The sequence below is a fragment of the Pseudomonas sp. Pseusp88 genome (genome assembly GCF_047303955.1).
Taxonomy (GTDB): Bacteria; Pseudomonadota; Gammaproteobacteria; order Pseudomonadales; family Pseudomonadaceae; genus Aquipseudomonas.
The window spans coordinates 40359-56042 of sequence record NZ_JBGLYM010000023.1; the positions used below are offsets into that span (position 1 = coordinate 40359).

13 protein-coding genes and 2 pseudogenes are annotated in these 15684 nt (G+C 59.9%); 5 read left to right on the forward strand and 10 right to left on the reverse strand.

The features are described from left to right. Nucleotides 1-29: 29 nt before the first annotated feature. The 3 genes from ACCD02_RS23525 to ACCD02_RS23535 all read right to left on the reverse strand — a co-directional run bounded on the left by ACCD02_RS23525 (nt 30) and on the right by ACCD02_RS23535 (nt 2843). Entirely contained in the window at nt 30-773 is a 744-nt protein-coding gene (locus ACCD02_RS23525) for an SDR family NAD(P)-dependent oxidoreductase (RefSeq protein ID WP_413307241.1), read from the reverse strand. 18 nt (nt 774-791) lie between these two features. Next, nucleotides 792-1403 (reverse strand): 2-hydroxychromene-2-carboxylate isomerase, encoded by a 612-nt coding sequence (locus ACCD02_RS23530; protein ID WP_413307243.1) that lies wholly within the window; start codon nt 1401-1403, stop codon nt 792-794. 96 nt (nt 1404-1499) lie between these two features. Further along, nucleotides 1500-2843, reverse strand: a complete 1344-nt coding sequence (locus tag ACCD02_RS23535; protein WP_413307246.1) for a PLP-dependent aminotransferase family protein — start codon at nt 2841-2843, stop codon at nt 1500-1502. Between the two features lie 96 nt (nt 2844-2939). Between ACCD02_RS23535 and ACCD02_RS23540 the strand changes: the two genes are divergently transcribed. Further along, the gene (locus tag ACCD02_RS23540) at nt 2940-3821 is read left to right on the forward strand and encodes a DMT family transporter (protein WP_413307248.1); all 882 of its coding nucleotides are present in this window, start codon (nt 2940-2942) and stop codon (nt 3819-3821) included. Between the two features lie 183 nt (nt 3822-4004). Here the strand turns inward: ACCD02_RS23540 and ACCD02_RS23545 are convergent, their stop codons facing one another. Genes ACCD02_RS23545 through ACCD02_RS23555 form a run of 3 tightly spaced genes read right to left on the reverse strand, consistent with a single transcriptional unit; the run spans nt 4005 to nt 7604 of the window. Then, on the reverse strand, nt 4005-5639 hold the full coding sequence (locus tag ACCD02_RS23545; RefSeq protein ID WP_413307251.1) for a GMC family oxidoreductase: 1635 nt from the start codon (nt 5637-5639) through the stop codon (nt 4005-4007). Then, the gene (locus tag ACCD02_RS23550) at nt 5636-6172 is read right to left on the reverse strand and encodes a sugar dehydrogenase complex small subunit (RefSeq protein ID WP_413307254.1); all 537 of its coding nucleotides are present in this window, start codon (nt 6170-6172) and stop codon (nt 5636-5638) included. Before ACCD02_RS23550 ends, ACCD02_RS23545 begins: the two co-directional genes overlap by 4 nt. Nucleotides 6173-6176: 4 nt before the next feature. Continuing rightward, on the reverse strand, nt 6177-7604 hold the full coding sequence (locus tag ACCD02_RS23555; protein WP_413307256.1) for a cytochrome c: 1428 nt from the start codon (nt 7602-7604) through the stop codon (nt 6177-6179). Between the two features lie 465 nt (nt 7605-8069). Between ACCD02_RS23555 and ACCD02_RS23560 the strand changes: the two are divergent. From ACCD02_RS23560 to ACCD02_RS23570, 3 genes and pseudogenes are all read left to right on the forward strand, one after another. Then, nucleotides 8070-8852 (forward strand): annotated as a pseudogene (locus ACCD02_RS23560) (MCP four helix bundle domain-containing protein); the annotation flags it as partial. Continuing rightward, nucleotides 8847-9710 carry a methyl-accepting chemotaxis protein gene (locus ACCD02_RS23565; protein WP_413307424.1) on the forward strand — a complete coding sequence of 288 codons (864 nt, stop codon included), beginning with the start codon at nt 8847-8849 and terminating at the stop codon, nt 9708-9710. The pseudogene ACCD02_RS23560 and the gene ACCD02_RS23565, both read left to right, overlap by 6 nt. A gap of 230 nt (nt 9711-9940) precedes the next feature. Continuing rightward, a complete protein-coding gene (locus ACCD02_RS23570) occupies nt 9941-10654 on the forward strand; it encodes a YajG family lipoprotein (RefSeq protein ID WP_413307259.1) in 714 nt (237 codons plus the stop codon). A gap of 42 nt (nt 10655-10696) precedes the next feature. On the opposite strand, the gene nhaA is transcribed toward ACCD02_RS23570, so the two are convergent. From nhaA to ACCD02_RS23590, 4 genes and pseudogenes are all read right to left on the reverse strand, one after another. Then, a complete protein-coding gene (gene nhaA / locus ACCD02_RS23575) occupies nt 10697-11917 on the reverse strand; it encodes a Na+/H+ antiporter NhaA (RefSeq protein ID WP_413307262.1) in 1221 nt (406 codons plus the stop codon). A 139-nt stretch (nt 11918-12056) separates the two neighbouring features. Continuing rightward, nucleotides 12057-12878 carry a methyl-accepting chemotaxis protein gene (locus ACCD02_RS23580; protein WP_413307426.1) on the reverse strand — a complete coding sequence of 274 codons (822 nt, stop codon included), beginning with the start codon at nt 12876-12878 and terminating at the stop codon, nt 12057-12059. Nucleotides 12879-12914: 36 nt separating this feature from the next. Further along, nucleotides 12915-13745: pseudogene (locus ACCD02_RS23585) on the reverse strand (cache domain-containing protein); the annotation flags it as partial. Nucleotides 13746-13875: 130 nt separating this feature from the next. Then, nucleotides 13876-14784 carry an AraC family transcriptional regulator gene (locus ACCD02_RS23590; RefSeq protein ID WP_413307265.1) on the reverse strand — a complete coding sequence of 303 codons (909 nt, stop codon included), beginning with the start codon at nt 14782-14784 and terminating at the stop codon, nt 13876-13878. A 51-nt stretch (nt 14785-14835) separates the two neighbouring features. Between ACCD02_RS23590 and ACCD02_RS23595 the strand changes: the two genes are divergently transcribed. Next, nucleotides 14836-15630, forward strand: coding sequence for an alpha/beta fold hydrolase (locus ACCD02_RS23595; RefSeq protein WP_413307268.1), 795 nt, complete (start codon nt 14836-14838; stop codon nt 15628-15630). The last annotated feature ends 54 nt before the right edge of the window (nt 15631-15684 follow it).

The following is a 15684-nucleotide window of genomic DNA, read 5'->3' on the forward strand; positions in this document are numbered from 1 at the left end:
AACCAACGTCCGGGACAACTGCAATGCACTTACCAGGTTTCACTCCATGGGCGCAAATCCAGCTCATGCGTCCAGGCTGAAGGCTTCTGCCGATGCAGGGCGAGATAGCTCTCGGCAATATCATGGGGTTTCAATATGCGGTTTTCTGCCAGTTTCCGTTCCAGATCGGGAATCGTCTGCTGGGAGAACACACCATCGATGGAACCGTCGCAGACTACATGGGCAACATGAATGCCCTTGGGCCCCAATTCACGGGCGACACTTTGGGCCACCGCGCGCAAACCAGCCTTGGCGGCGGCAAACGCGGCAAAACCTTCACGACCACGCAGGCTCGCGGTGGCGCCGGTGAAGATAATCGTGCCACGTCCCCGGGGAACCATCACCCTGGCTGCCTCCCGCCCCGCGAGAAAACCGGCAAAACATGCCATCTCCCAGACTTTATGAAAGACCCTGGCCGTGGTTTCCTCGATGCCAAAGCGCACATTGGCGCCGATATTGAAAACAACCACCTCGATCGGGCCAATATCCCGTTCGATTTCGGCAAACAGCGCGACGGTTTCCTCTTCCGAACGGGCATCGACGCCCTTGGCGTACACCTCGCCGCCCAGGAGCTGAATCGCCTCGGCACGAGCCTGCAGTTGATCAAGGTTGCGGGCGCGACGAGTGATGACCGTGGGATGACCATCCAGGGCGAATGCCTGAGCGATAGCACCCCCCACGCCATCGCCCGCACCAATGACCAGACACACGCCTTTGCTATCGTTGTTCGACATTGAGAGTGCTCCAGGGAATTAAAGGGCGGCCTGTTGAAGAATTTCCTCTTCCAGGTCATGCAAGCTGTCTTTGCCGAAAAACAGCTCCGTACCGAGCAGAAAGGTCGGGCTGCCGAAGGCTCCGGCCGCGACAGCAGCCTCGGTATTGGCGATCAACTCGGCCTTGACTGCGGCGCTCTGACTCAGGCCAATCAGCTCATTCACCGGCAGGCCGATTTCAGCAAGAGAGGCCGCCAGCACCTGGGGGTCATCCATCTTGCGCCCGCGCTCCCACATATCGGCGTAGACCTGGTCGATATAAGCGGCAAAGATCCCGAGCCGTTGGGCGGCAATCGCTCCACGCATCAGGTTCAGGGTATTGATCGGAAAGTGCGGATTAAAGCGGTAGTGCCGCAGGTCATGACGGCGAACGAAACGCTGGATCTCCAGATGCTCGTATTCGAGTTTGTTCCTGATCCCGACGTATGCAGTCGCCGGAGACTGATTGCCCGTCAGCTTGAACACGCCGCCCAGCAGGATCGGCACGTAATTGAACGTCACACCCGTGCGGGCTTCGATCTGCGGGATGACCTTATGGCAAAGGTAGGCATTGGGACTGCCGAAGTCGAAATAGAAGGTCACTGTCTGCATATGGCTTCTCATTCTTGTTGTGTTGAGCGGACCAGCTTAAAAACAACCCATGGAATGATAGCCGTAATAATCATATCTGCTTTGCAATCGAGCCTTCTATATCAGACCGGCCATATGGGCCATGACGACCCGTCGCACTTTTTCCAGAGCAAGGCGCAGTGCCGCCATATCCACAGACCCCAGGGCCAGGCGAATGGCATGGGGCACATGGACTCCGATGGCAAAGGGCTCGGCCGTGGACACCGCAACCTGCTCGCGCATCAGCGCCATCGCCACCTGATCGGCGCGGACCTCTTCCGGCAGGGGCAGCCAGAGCAGATACGAAGCCGGATGGCCAACCCAGCTCAACCCTGCCAGTACCTCACGGGCCAGCGCTTGCCGGGCCCGGGCGTCCTCGCGCTTCTGCGCTTCCAGCTTCAGGACGGTGCCATCGTCGAGCCAGCCGGTAGCGATGGCAGTGAGTACGCCAGGAGTGTTCCAGGTGGTCGCCCGGACGCTCTGCTCCAACGCAGCGATGTAACGCACGGGGGCCGCGATAAAACCCACGCGCAAACCGGTGGCGACGTTCTTGGATAGCCCGGATACATACACCGTCCGCTCCGGCGCCAGGGCCGCCAATGGCGCGGGAGGATCCTTGGCGAGGAAGGCGTAGGCGGCATCTTCGAGAATCAACAATCCATGCTCACGGGCGATGGCCACCAGGCCCTGACGCTGCTCGATATCCATGACCCAGCCCAGCGGGTTATGCAGCGTCGGCATGCTGTACACGGCCTTGATCCGGCGACTGCGGCACAATCGCTCCAATGCATCGAGGTCGGGTCCGTGCTGGTTGACGGGAATGGCAACCAGTTCCAGATGCAAGGTCTCGGCGAGCACCTTGAACCCCGAATAAGTCAGGGCATCGGTCGCCACCACGTCGCCGGGTTGCAGCAGCGCCATCAGTGTTACCGCCAGACCATGCTGGGCACCGCTGACAATCAGCACCTGCTCAGCCTCGACCGTCAGCCCGCGCACTTGCAGATGGCGGGCCACCGACGCCCGCTCGTGCAGGCGGCCAGCATGGGGCTGATAGCGCAGCAGTGACTCCAGGTCACCACCGACAGCCAGTTGGCGCAACGCCCCGCGCAGCAATTCGGCCTGCCCCGGCAGCGATGGGTAGTTGAAATTCAGATCCAGCACACCGTCGGCAACGACCGCCTGATTGACCCCCAACCCCGGCGGCAAGGCCGTCTCCCGGACAAAGGTGCCCCTGCCCGTCTCGCCACTGACCAGGCCCATGGCTTCCAATTCGGCATAGACCCGGCTGGCAGTGACCAATGCCAGACCGTGCTGCGCCGCCAACTGGCGGTGAGTGGGCAGACGCGTGCCCGGCAATAAGCGGCCCGAGCGAATATCGGCGGCCAGTGCGTCGACCAGGGCCTTGTAACGGAAACGGGGCATCGAAGTGTATCCATGACAATTTTTTGATTGTATTGCTTGACCTGCCTAGCATGCCTCAGTCATCGCCAATCCCCAACCACCCTCGAGCGCATCGCCATGGAACGCACATCCTCCCTCACTGACACCACCAGCGGCTGGCTCAATGGTCTTATTGGCGTCGTCATCTTCAGTGGCTCACTGCCGGCGACTCGCATAGCCGTGCTGGAATTCAGCCCGGTTTTCCTGACCGTGGCCCGGGCCAGTATTGCCGGGCTGCTGGCCCTGGCCTTGCTGCTGGTGTTCAAGGAACGGCGCCCGACCAGACAGCAACTGCTCCCCCTGTTCATAGTGGCCCTGGGCGTTGTGCTGGGTTTCCCTTTGCTGACTGCATTGGCATTGCAATACGTGACCTCGGCCCACTCCATCGTCTTTGTCGGCATGCTGCCCTTGGCTACCGCAGTATTTGCCGTATTGCGCGGCGGCGAACGGCCGCAGCCGATGTTCTGGCTGTTCTCGCTGCTGGGCAGCGGCCTGGTGGTGGGTTTTGCCATTGCCCAGGGCGTCAACGCCTCGGCCACGGGCGACCTATTGATGCTGCTGGCCATCCTCGCCTGCGGCCTGGGCTATGCCGAGGGCGCGAAACTGTCCCGCAGTCTGGGCGGCTGGCAGGTAATCTGTTGGGCGCTGGTTTTATCGCTGCCGGTCATGGCCGTGCTGACCTGGCTGATTGCGCCACCGACACTGACAGGCATCTCGATACCCGCATGGTTGAGCCTGGGCTACGTGTCGTTGTTCAGCATGCTGATCGGTTTTGTGTTCTGGTATCGCGGCCTGGCCCAGGGTGGCATTGCCGCGGTGGGTCAGTTGCAGTTGCTGCAACCCTTCTTTGGCCTGACACTGGCGGCGACCCTGCTGCATGAACAGGTCAGCAGCGCCATGATCGGCGTGACCGTCGCGGTGATTTTGTGTGTAGCCGGAGCGAAGAAATTCGCCCGATAATTTGAATTGGAATGCTATTCGGTGGGACCGGCTTTAGCCGGGAAAGGGTTGGTGCATCCGCAGCATTTCCTTGATCAGCACATCGTCTTCCCGGCTAAAGCCGGTCCCACACGTTGGCCGTGCAGTGAATAAAAAAGGGCCACCTCCAATAGTGAAGGCAGCCCTTGATCAAGCCAACGAGCCTTACACCTCTTTCACCAACACGTCCGCAATGCGGATACTCAACGCCGCACCGGTCAGCGTCGGGTTCACGCAGGACGACGACGGCATCACGCTGGTCCCGGCGATGAACAGGTTGTGGTGGTCGTGGCTGCGGCAATCACGGTCAACCACCGAGTCCTTCGGATCATCGCCCATGATGGTGGTGCCCATGATGTGCTGACGGTTCTGGAAGCCCACGTCGGTGCTGAGAATGTCGGCATCAAGCAGCTTGGCGAACTGTTTGAAATCCTCCAGGGCCTTTTCCTTACCGGCGTGCCAGTAATCGGCGACGCTGTAGTAGATCTCCGGCACCGGCAGGCCGATGGCGTCGAACTTGGTCTTGCTCGGCGTCACGCGGTTTTCCGGCAGCGGCAGGGTTTCGAAGTCTACCGCCCAGTTCAGCGAACGGGCCGATTGCAGTCGGATCTGCTCGTCGAGCTTGGAACCCAGCACGCCCTTGGCGATCAGCCCGGAGGTGATCTGCGAGGTCGGTACCGTGTTGCGCACCTTGATCTTGTAGCTCGGGTAGTCCTTGCGGAACCCACCGTCGCGACTGTTGAGATAGACCAACAACTGGGTCGGGCCTTCGCCCGGCCACATGTCTTCCTTGGTCATGACGTTCATGCTGATGCCGGTGTGGTCCATCAGGTTGCGACCGACCTGGTCCGACGAGTTGGCGATGCCGTTCGGATACTTCTCCGAGGTCGACATCAGCAGCAGTTTCGGCGACTCGATGCCATAAGCAGCCAGCACGAAGTAACGCGCGGTCAGCTTGTGCGAACTCTTGTCCGGGCGCATGTACCAGATGGCAGTGATCTTGCCGTCATCGCCAGCCTCGATCTTGTACACCACCGAGTTTTCCATGACCTTGGCGCCATGGCGTTCGGCTTCGTCGATGTGCATCGAGCCGTCGTACTTGGCGGCAATCGGGCACACCGGGTTGCAGTTGTTGTTGCCCGCGCACGGCGGGCGCTTACCGTAGGGGCGCGTGGCGCGGCCGTTGGGCTCGAGGATCGGGTTGTAGCCGCCTTTGCCGAGCATTTCCGACAAGCGGGTGAACATGTAGCTCGGCTTCAAGCCTTCCATTGGATACGGGATCGAGCGCGGCGGGAATGCAGCACCGCCCTGCCCGCTTTCGTCCTGGCCATCGACGCCGGATACACCCAGCTCGGTCTCGGCACGGGCGTAGAAAGGCTCCAGCTCGTCATAGCTGATCGGCCAGTCGCGACCGCGGCCATACAGGGACTTGAGGCGGAAGTCGTTGGGCAGCATGCGCCACAGCGACGATCCGAAGTGCCAGGTAGTGCCACCGACGACCCGCAGGTAGGAGGTGTTGTACTTCACCGGGCCGGTCTGTTGCAGGTAATCGCCATAGGTGGACGGCGCATGGGGCAGGCTCGGATAAGGTGAACCGGCGCCTTGCAGCTTGGCGTTGGCCAGGGACAACTTGACCGGCGCGTTGCGGAAGGTCTCGACCACGTCGCGGCGATTGACCCGCGGGCCCGCCTCGAGAACGATCACCGACTTGCCCGCCTTGGCCAGGCCCGTGGCAATCAGGCCGCCCATGACGCCGGAGCCGATGATGACGACGTCGGCATCGAATTCAGCGTTGCTCATACTTTCGAATCCTGCAGATTGGCTGGTTTGGGGCCCCATGAAGCAGGGCCACCACCGTAAGTGGGGATAATCAGAATGCCGTGGGTCGGCTGGTACATCATGGCTTCGGAGTAGCTGACCAATTCAGCGGTGGCCGGCTCGCCGACGATGCCCAGGTACCAGGCCGAGATAATGCTGGTGGCCGTGGCTTTCAGGGACGCATCGGGACTGGCCATGGCCAGGTACTCATCAACATGCTTGAAGCCATTGCCCGCCACCAGTTGCTTGAGGGCGCTGACATTGGCGGCAAAGTTCGGTGCGCGTTTGCTCAGGGCGGTGTAATAACGGCCAGCCAACACCGGATTGACCGGGCGGCTCACCAGAAACTGCGACAATGCGACGAAGTCGTCATCCGCCGCCGCAGCCATGGCTGCCTGCCACGGCAGCATGCCGCTGGCCAGGCCCAACAGGCCCAGAGCGACAGAGCCACGCAGCAGATTGCGCCGGGACAGACCTTGTGGCGCATCGGTTTGAATTGAAGTGTGCTTATTCATTTGCTCAGACTCCCTTGCGCTGGCGACGGGAGACTGATCGGAACACGATCAGGCCGATCAACACACACAGGACAATGATTGCCGGGATGGTAAAGCTGGCCATCTTCGCCAGCGGCGCCTTCGGGCCACCCTCGCGGGTCAGGGCCACATCGGCAGCGGTAACGGTCTGCGCGGCATTGCCGAAGCGTGTCAGCACGTAGTTACTGACATCGGCGATCTGCTGGTCAGTCAGGCGATCGGTGAACAGTGCGTCCGGGCCGAACGCCGGCATATCAATGGCCACACCATCGACAGTGCGGTGCACGCCATAAACGATGGTGGCGATCAGGTTGTCACTGCGGCTGGTCGCGGTGTTATGGAACAGCGACGGGTATTCCTTATTGCCCTGGCCATTGGCCTGGTGGCAGTTGGCGCAGGTGCCGCTATAGATGTGCCAACCCGGATTGTCTTCCGGCTTGCCACCGCGCAGGGTCAGCTCATCAGTGGACGCCTGGCCGTATTCATGACGGGCCTTGCCTTCGTCAGTCTTGATCGGCGTGGTCTGCTTCAGGTAAGCAGCGATCGCCTTGAGGTCGTCATTGCCCAGGTATTGCAGGCTGTGCTCCACGGCTTCGGCCATAGGTCCGGCGGCTTGCGCCTTGCCTTCGACATGACCGGTGCGCAGGTAGGCGACGATTTCATCAGTGGACCAGGCACCGATGCCGCTGACCTTGTCCGAAGTGATATTCGGCGCATACCAGCCACCCAGGGCGCCACCGGCCAGAGGCTTGCTGTTGTCAGCCGCCATCAGCAGATTGCGTGGGGTGTGGCAGGTATCGCAGTGCGCCAGGGCATTGACCAGATAATCGCCACGGTTGACCTCGGCCGACTTGGCCGTGTCCGGGATGAAGCGCGTCTTGCTGTGGAACAGCGCATTCCAGCCGATCATCGACGCCCGCACATTGAACGGGAAGTCCAGTTCAGTCTTGTGGTTCGGTTGATCGACCGGTTGTACTTCATGCATGAAATAGTCGTACAGCGCCGTAACGTCGCTGTCAGTCATCTTCGCGTAAGAGGTGTACGGCATCGCCGGGTACAGATGCGTGCCATCAGCGGCCACACCATCGCGCACAGCCCGGGCGAACTCTTCACGGGAGTAGTTGCCGATGCCCACGGTTTTCGACGGAGTGATGTTGGTCGAGTAGATCACGCCCATGGGCGAACTCAACGGATAACCGCCAGCGAAAGCCTTGCCGCCTGGCGCGGTATGGCAAGCCACGCAGTCTGCGGCGACGGCCAGGCGTTTGCCCGGCGAGGCCGATGCATCCAGCCCTTCGGCAGAGGCGAAACCTGCCGAGGCGGCGATCAGGGTCACGAGTCCGGCAAAGACGTTTTTCAGTCCTTTACCAGTACGCGAATAACGCGACAAAGGTTCTATATTTGGCGGCTGCATTCATTACTCTTCAGGAATCCGGATGTCCACTAGAGCACGCTAAAAAACCACACTGTATGCATGGCCTTAAAGGTACGACGTCGTATAACACCTAACAAATATTTCACGCTAAGTTACATTTAGCAACATTAGGTGCGGCAAAATGCCACTTTTCTACCCAGTTATCAATAGAGGCTCTACTTCAGTAGTCTTAGCGGTAGGAAGGAGGATAACTTTAATAATTTGCTCTCTTTAAGAATCATTCTTATCAAGCATGATGAGAAATTAGTTACTTTAAAGCAAAAATAAACCCTAACTACTCGATCGATTTTTTGCTCGTCTTCAGCGAAAAATCACAGAGATACGACAACTATATGAAAAAAAACCTCTAGCTTGCTCTCGTTTGGCCGATATGAGGTCATCCGGCGGTTTTGCCCTCATCAGGCCGCCCACTCACTTTCGGCCCTATCCTCGCAGGACGCTCACATGACCTGGTTCCACGACGCAAAACTCTCAACCAAACTGATTTCAGCCTTTGCGCTGTGCGCCTTGATCACCCTTGCCGTAGGTCTGCTCGGCGGCCGCGGTGTCTCTCAACTGGCGGACAGCCTGAAATTGGTGTTCGAGAACAATCTGGTCTCCGTCGCCAACACGGCCCAGGCCAAGACCAAGGCCGTTGGCCAGAGCCGCGACCTTTATCGCCTCTATGTCGCGGTCTCCAGCGGTGCGCCACAAAGCGTCAAGGACGAGTACATCGCTTCGATGGATGCCAACCGCAAAGCAAGCGAAGCGGCCTTCGTCGACTACCGCAAGACGCCCTTGGCCGATGATGAGCGCATCGCTGGAGACAAGATGGAACGCGACTGGCCGGTGTATCAGGCCATGGTGCAGAAGTACGTAGCCTTGATGCAGGCCGGTGACCTGGAGAACGGTCGCACCCTGCTGCTGGGCGAGCTGCAGAAAAGCTACCGGGTGATCATGGATGAAATCAGCATCATGGTTGATTCCAACAATCAGCAAATCGGCGAGGGCGCTCAGGAGGCCGCACGCCAGGAGGCTTCGGTCAAGACCATGCTCTATAGTGGTATCACCCTGGCCTTTATCGCCGCCTTCGCCCTCGGCCTGCTGATCAGCCGCCTGATCAGCAAACCCATTGCCAGCGCCGTGGCCAGCGCCCAAAGCATCGCCAGTGGTGACCTGACCCAACGCATCAACAGCACCGGTCGCGACGAAGCTGGCCAATTGCTCACTGCCCTTGGCAACATGCAGAGCAACCTTAAAAGCACCATCCAACAGATCTCCACCGCTTCGGATCAATTGGCGCAGTCGGCGCAACAGCTGTCGAACGTCACCGAAAACGCCAATGCCGGCCTCGTACGGCAGAACGACGAGATCCAGCAGGCGGCCACTGCGGTCACCGAGATGACCTCGGCGGTGGAAGAAGTCGCGCGTAACGCCGTCTCCACCTCCGAAGCCTCCCAAGTCACCAGCGTGCAAGCCACAGACGGACGCAACAAGGCCCGTGATGCAGTCGTAGCGATCAACCATGCCACTACTGAAATCACCGCCTCTACCGGCATGGTCGAGAATCTGGCCGTGCAGGTACGTGATATTGGCAAGGTGCTGGATGTGATCCGTGGCATCGCCGAGCAGACCAACCTGCTGGCACTCAATGCCGCCATCGAAGCCGCCCGTGCCGGTGAACAAGGCCGTGGTTTTGCCGTGGTGGCCGACGAAGTCCGCGCCCTCGCCGCCCGAACCCAGGCCTCCACCGGGGAAATCGAAGGCATGATCGACCGGGTTCAATCCAGTGCCGATGAGGCAGTGAAGGCTATGGGCAAGAGCCAGTCTCTGGTGACCGATACCCAATCCCTGGCCCAGGCCGCCGGATCGGCGCTGGAGCTGATCGCCGAGAGCATCTCGCAGATCAATGAGCGCAATCTGGTCATCGCCAGCGCTTCGGAAGAACAGGCCCACGTGGCCCGGGAAGTGGACCGCAATCTGGTGAATATTCAGGACCTGTCGACCCGTACGGCTGCCGGTGCCGAGCAGACCAACGCCTCGACGCAAGAACTGTCCGGGCTGGCGGTATCGTTCAATACCCTGGTGGCCCGGTTCAAGCTCTGACCATTACCTGGCCTCTCCACAGGCAGGATCGATTCTGTGGGAGCGAATTCATTCGCGAATAGGACCTTACAGGCGACACATTGCTAACGCCTGTACACCGCTATCGCGAATGAATTAGCTCCCACAAAAAAGTGGTTACTTCAGCAGACAGGCGACAAAAAACCCGCGCGACCTCGCTAATGGCAATGTAGAATCACCGCACTTTTTTACCCTGAAATGGAAGTCAAACCATGCGCCTCATCCTGGCCCTGATCGCTGCTGCCAGCCTTACTGGCTGTGCCTTTACCTCCGAATCGATCGACATCCCCTACACCCAGCAACAAGGCGTGGCCCAAGTGCCCGGCGCCGACGGCTCGACGGTGTCGGTGGACGTCACTGATGCCCGCTCCGACAAATCCAGGGTCAGCAGCAAAAAGAACGGCTATGGCATGGAAACCGCGCCCATTACCGCCAATGAAAATGTCAGCCTGACGATAGAACGCGCCCTCGAACAGGAAATACGCGCACGCGGCTTCCGCGCAGGCTCCGGCGCCAGTGACGTCAAGGTCAGCGCCGAAATCAACCGCTTCTACAACGATCACAAGATGGGCTTCTTTTCGGGTGATGCCGTGGCCGACCTGAACCTCACGGTAAAGGTTTTCGACACCCGCAATACTCAGCTCTACTCCAGGGCCATCCTGGTCCAGGGCAAAGAAGAAAACACCCAGATGCTGACGGGCAAGAACGCCTCGAAAGCCCTGTCCAAGGCGCTGTCGGCGGGCATGGCCGAACTGTTCAACGATGCCTCGTTTATCGCCGCTCTCAAGCACCCTTCAACCGTGCCACTGGCAGTGGTCGCCGGGCAGAAAAACAAGTCGCAACTGCTCGATGAACTGGCCGCCGACAAGAGTCTTTCCTATGAGGAGTACCAGCGCCGGTACTCCATCATCATGCGTCAGCAGTAATCCGCCACACTGACTCAAGCCCGCCACGCGCGGGCTTTTTCATCATCGCGTCGAAAACTTGATCTTGCCCCAGGTCAAACCGATCACCGCTGCAATGGTCGAAGCCACCAGCACACTGAGCTTGGCCGCAGCCAACAGCGCCGGATCGGCAAACGCCAGAGCGGCAATGAAAATCGACATGGTAAAGCCGATACCGGCCAGCAGCCCGACCAGGCTGACGCCGGTCCAGGTCACACCTTCTGGCAACTGGCAGATATTAAGCTTGACCAGAGTCACGCTGGCCAGCATCACCCCCAGTGGCTTACCGACGATCAGCGCCAGCATGACCCCCAGCATCACCTGACGGGACAGCCCATCATCCAGACTGACCCCGCCCAGATTGACTCCGGCGTTGGCCAGGGCGAACAGCGGCATGATGCCGTAGGCCACCCAATGATGCAGGCCGGCCTGGATGCGCTTGACCGGCGCCGGGGTCTTGCCCTGGGTGGTGACGGGGGTCATCAGGCCGAGAATCACCCCCGCCAGGGTCGGATGTACCCCGGTTTTCAGCAGGCCAAACCAGACAATCGCCCCTGGCAGGATGTACACATACGCCCGACCAATGCCCATGCGCTGAAACAACAGCACCAGCAGCAGGCCGCTCACAGCGATGAGCAGCCCCAGATAGTCCAGGCTGACGGTATAAAACACCGCGATGATCAAAATCGCCACGATGTCATCGATAATGGCCAGGGCCAGCAAGAGGATACGCACGCCACTGGGAATCGCCTTGCCCAGCAGGGCCAGGACACCCACGGCAAAAGCGATGTCAGTTGCGGTGGGCACGGCCCAACCGGAACCGGCGACAGTGCCATGGTTGAGCAGCGTGTAGATGATCGCCGGCATCATGACCCCGCCCAGCGCGGCGCCCAGCGGTAATGTCGCCAGCTTCAGGCTGGCCAGCGCACCGTCCTTGATCTCCTGGCGAATCTCGACGCCGACGACGAGGAAAAAAATCGTCATTAGCCCATCATTGACCAGGAAATGCAGCGAGCGCGACACGCTGAAATCCCCCAGACCAAGGGTGATTTGGGTATTCCAGAAATGCTCGTAGGAATCCGCAGCCGGGCTATTGGCCCAGATCAGCGCAATAACGGCGGCGATCAACAGGACGACGCCACTGACCGCTTCAATATGAGTAAACCGCTCCAGAGCGGCCAGAGCCTTCCTGGTCAGGACCTGCGGACGGGGAACAGACGGGGACGCCGGGCTTTTTTCAGGCACAGTCAATCTCCGTTGGCGGCCCGACCAACGCTGAGATTTAACCTGCCCTGTTACATGTGTAACAACGCACCCGCAGCGATCATAAGGAGCCGGCGGGTGAGATGCAAACAGCCATGTATCTGTACCGCTCCAAACGACCCTAGACCCGGAACTGCCTGACCGCCGCGTCCAGGTCCTGATTGAGCCGGGCCAGTTCCCGAGCGGTGCTGGCCACCTGCTGCGTTTGCTCTGCCACGCTTTCTACGCCGACGGCAATGTGCTGAACGCTGCGATTCACTTCTTCCGCCACGGAGGTCTGCTGGGCAGCCGCGCTGGCAATCTGAGCGTTCATCTGGTTGATGGCAGCAATGGATTGAGCGATGGCCTGCAACGAGCCCATGGCCTGCCCCGCCTGCTCCCGGGTCGCCACGCCAGCGTTGCCGGATTCACGCATGGCCAGCAAGGTGCTGGCCGCGCCGCGCTCAAGGCGCACGATGATCTCCTGGATTTCCCGGGTGCTGCCCTGGGTCCGGCTGGCCAGGGCGCGAACCTCATCGGCGACCACTGCAAACCCCCTGCCCGCCTCTCCGGCGCGGGCCGCTTCAATGGCGGCGTTAAGTGCCAGCAGGTTGGTCTGCTCGGCGATAGAACGGATCACATCCAGCACGCCGACAATGGATTGCACTTCATGCTGCAAGCCATCGAAAGCCGTGCTGCTGGATTCAAGGTTGAGCACCAGTTGATCGATGCTGCGGGCACTGCTGCCAACGGTAGAACTGGCGGCGTCACCCTCGCTTTGCGCCTGATTTGCCGACCGGGCAGCATCTTGCGCGCTGTCGGCCACTTCCTGGGCAGCCGCCGACATTTCATGGATCGCCGCCGCCACCTGCCCGGTTTCCTGGCGCTGCTGATTCATGGTGACCCGGGATCGCTGCGCCTGCTGCACCATCTCGTCAGCCAGCCCGCTGACCTGGCCGGTCATACTGATGATATGCCGCACCAGCACATGGATTTTTTCCACGAAACGGTTGAACGAGACGGCCAGTTGACCCAATTCATCGTTGCGCAACACCGGCAAGCGGTGTGTCAGATCGCCGTCTCCAGCGGCGATGGCATCAAGCTGCTGGCGGATATGCTGCAATGGCGCCAGCAACCCCCGGACCAGCCAGGTGGCGATCAGAGCTAGGGCTATGAAAGAAGCAATGCTCACACCCATCATCAACTCGACCAGGATACGGCTGCGAGCCTTGAGGTCGTCGACAATAAGTGCGACCTGAGCATCGACATCGTCAAGATTGGCCGCTGTACCAATCATCAAATGCCACTTATCCAGATACAGCGCGTAGCCTATTTTCGGCACTACCGCGCTACTGTCGGGAACCGGGAAACTATAGGCCTGGTAATGACTGCCCTCCCGGGCGACGCGCACCAGTTCGTTGATCACGGCGATGCCGGACGGGTCACGGAAGCCCTTGAAGCTCTCACCGATTTTGATGTTTTTGTCGGCCCAGAACACCCGCACGCTGTCCGCGTCGTAGCCGAAGAAATAGCCGTCGCTGCCGTATGTCAAATGCTTGAGCACCTCAACTGCCCGGTCCCGGGCCGCCAGGTCCCCTGGAGCGGAGGCGTCATAAATCGGCGCAATGGTGCTGCGGGCAACCTGAACCGCGTGCTCGATCGCACTTTTGCGGGCGTTGATCATCATTGTCCGGCTGTCATTGATCTGCTCATCAGCAGCATGTTGCAGCAGGATTACCGACATTGCGCAAATCACACAGGCCAGCAGTAACACTGGCGTCACACATAAAAGTACCACTTTGCTGCGGATGCTTAACCCGCTGGTGGACATGTTCTGCACTGCGCATCACCCCGGCACGGCGCTGAACGCCTGTTATATGACATTAGAAATATAATCGACCGACCTTACACAATGCCGATGTGACTGTCTATCTATAGATAGGTATTATTGTACAATGCCATCAGATGCCTCGGGCGGCACTCGGTGAGCAGCCGAAGTGGCTCTTGAAGGCCCGACTGAACGCTGCTTCGGACTCATATCCGACCCGGCTCGCCACCTGCACCACACGCAATCCGGGCATGGTACGCAGCAGGTCCGCCGCCAGGGTCAAGCGCCATTGCGTGGAGTAGCGCAATGGCGGTATGCCCACCGTGGCGTTGAAACGCAGGGCGAATGCCGAGCGGGACATCATGGCGATATTTGCCAGGGCTTCGACGCTCCAGCTGCGAAACGGCTCGTCATGAATGGCTTGCAATGCCCGGCCGATACGCGGCTCCTTTAGCCCCGCCAGCCAGCCGCCGAGTTGCTCGCTGGCATCGACCCAGGTGCGCAGGGTCCTGAGCACCAACAGGTCGATCAACCGGGAAATCATCAAACCCGCACCCGACTCGGCCAGAGCAGCCTCCTCGACCATGAAGCTGACAATAGATGCCAGCCACAACGGCACCGGCCCGGCACTGGCCGGCAGATGAATAAATGCGGGCATGGCCGCCATGATCAGCGGCAGTGGCGCGCCCTCGAAACGAAAGGCGCCACAGATGATCATTGCCGGGCTATCGCCCACGACCATGCGATGACCCGCAGCATGCAGCGATAACAGCAGATCCCCCGGCCCTGCGTCGATCACCTCGCCCTGAGCGTCAATCACCCGGACCGCGCCGGACTGCACATAGTGAAAGTACGAGTGACCTGCAGCGAAGCCATGTTCCAGATCGGGGAACAGGGGTAATCGATAAATGAACTCACCCCGCAGACGGATGCTGGCGAACACCTGAGAGAGCAAATCCCACTCGACGGGGGTCGAGACCTGTTCAGCCGGGATTCCGGACGCAGGAGCAAGAGAACGAAGTCCCCGGTCATGGATCGTCATTGTCTGCAGCCCTCACCATATGCACTCAACGTTCGATTTGGATCAACTGCCATGAAAAAGCTCTTCGCCTCCTTAACCTTCGCCACTTCGCTGTTCTCGGCCGTTGGCGCCAATGCCGCCACTGCGCAACCCGTGATTGCCCTGGTCCATGGCGCATTCGAGGACGCCAGTATCTGGGGCCAGACCCAGAAACAACTTCAGGTTGACGGTTACAAGGTCATCACCGTCGATTTACCCGGTCGCCCCAGCAACCCGTTGGCGGCCGACAAGACCAGCCTGGATCTGTACCGCGACACCGTGATCAAGGCCATCGCCAAAGAATCACAGCCCGTGGTGCTGGTCGGCCACAGTTTCGGCGGTATCGTGATTTCAGCCGTGGCCGAGGCAGAACCGGCCAGGATAAAGCAATTGATCTATCTGGCCGCCTACCTGCCCAAAGACGGACAGTCGCTGCTGCAACTGGCAGGCACCGATCCTGACAGCAAAATGGGTCAGTTCGTCCAGGTCGACAAGCAACGCGGCGTTGCCTCCATCGCCCATGACGCCCGTGCCGAGTTGTTCGCCAACGACGGACCGGATGCCCTGAAAAAGGCCATCCCCGACCTGATCCTCGATGAAAGCGTCACGCCCCTGGGTACCCCCGTGCATCTAACTGCCGCGCATTTCGGCGCGGTCAAAAAAGCCTATATCCATACCACACAGGACCATGTAATAAGCCCGGCCCTGCAAGCTAGCATGGTCAATAACGGTCACGTGGAACAGCAAGCCACGCTCGACAGTGGCCACACGCCGTTCCTGACTCATCCGGTTGAACTGGCCCAGGCCATCGAAAAAATCGCTCGTTAAACGCCTCGACCAGCCCCGCTTGCTGCCAGACCGGACCGGTTGTCAGGCGGGCCT

Coding starts and splice junctions, on each gene's coding strand:
- ACCD02_RS23525 (WP_413307241.1), bottom strand. CDS start 773: ATGTCGAACAACGATAGCAAAGGCGTGTGTCTGGTCATTGGTGCGGGC.
- ACCD02_RS23530 (WP_413307243.1), bottom strand. CDS start 1,403: ATGCAGACAGTGACCTTCTATTTCGACTTCGGCAGTCCCAATGCCTAC.
- ACCD02_RS23535 (WP_413307246.1), bottom strand. CDS start 2,843: ATGCCCCGTTTCCGTTACAAGGCCCTGGTCGACGCACTGGCCGCCGAT.
- ACCD02_RS23540 (WP_413307248.1), top strand. CDS start 2,940: ATGGAACGCACATCCTCCCTCACTGACACCACCAGCGGCTGGCTCAAT.
- ACCD02_RS23545 (WP_413307251.1), bottom strand. CDS start 5,639: ATGAGCAACGCTGAATTCGATGCCGACGTCGTCATCATCGGCTCCGGC.
- ACCD02_RS23550 (WP_413307254.1), bottom strand. CDS start 6,172: ATGAATAAGCACACTTCAATTCAAACCGATGCGCCACAAGGTCTGTCC.
- ACCD02_RS23555 (WP_413307256.1), bottom strand. CDS start 7,604: ATGCAGCCGCCAAATATAGAACCTTTGTCGCGTTATTCGCGTACTGGT.
- ACCD02_RS23565 (WP_413307424.1), top strand. CDS start 8,847: ATGCAGAGCAACCTTAAAAGCACCATCCAACAGATCTCCACCGCTTCG.
- ACCD02_RS23570 (WP_413307259.1), top strand. CDS start 9,941: ATGCGCCTCATCCTGGCCCTGATCGCTGCTGCCAGCCTTACTGGCTGT.
- ACCD02_RS23580 (WP_413307426.1), bottom strand. CDS start 12,878: ATGACCGGCCAGGTCAGCGGGCTGGCTGACGAGATGGTGCAGCAGGCG.
- ACCD02_RS23590 (WP_413307265.1), bottom strand. CDS start 14,784: ATGACGATCCATGACCGGGGACTTCGTTCTCTTGCTCCTGCGTCCGGA.
- ACCD02_RS23595 (WP_413307268.1), top strand. CDS start 14,836: ATGAAAAAGCTCTTCGCCTCCTTAACCTTCGCCACTTCGCTGTTCTCG.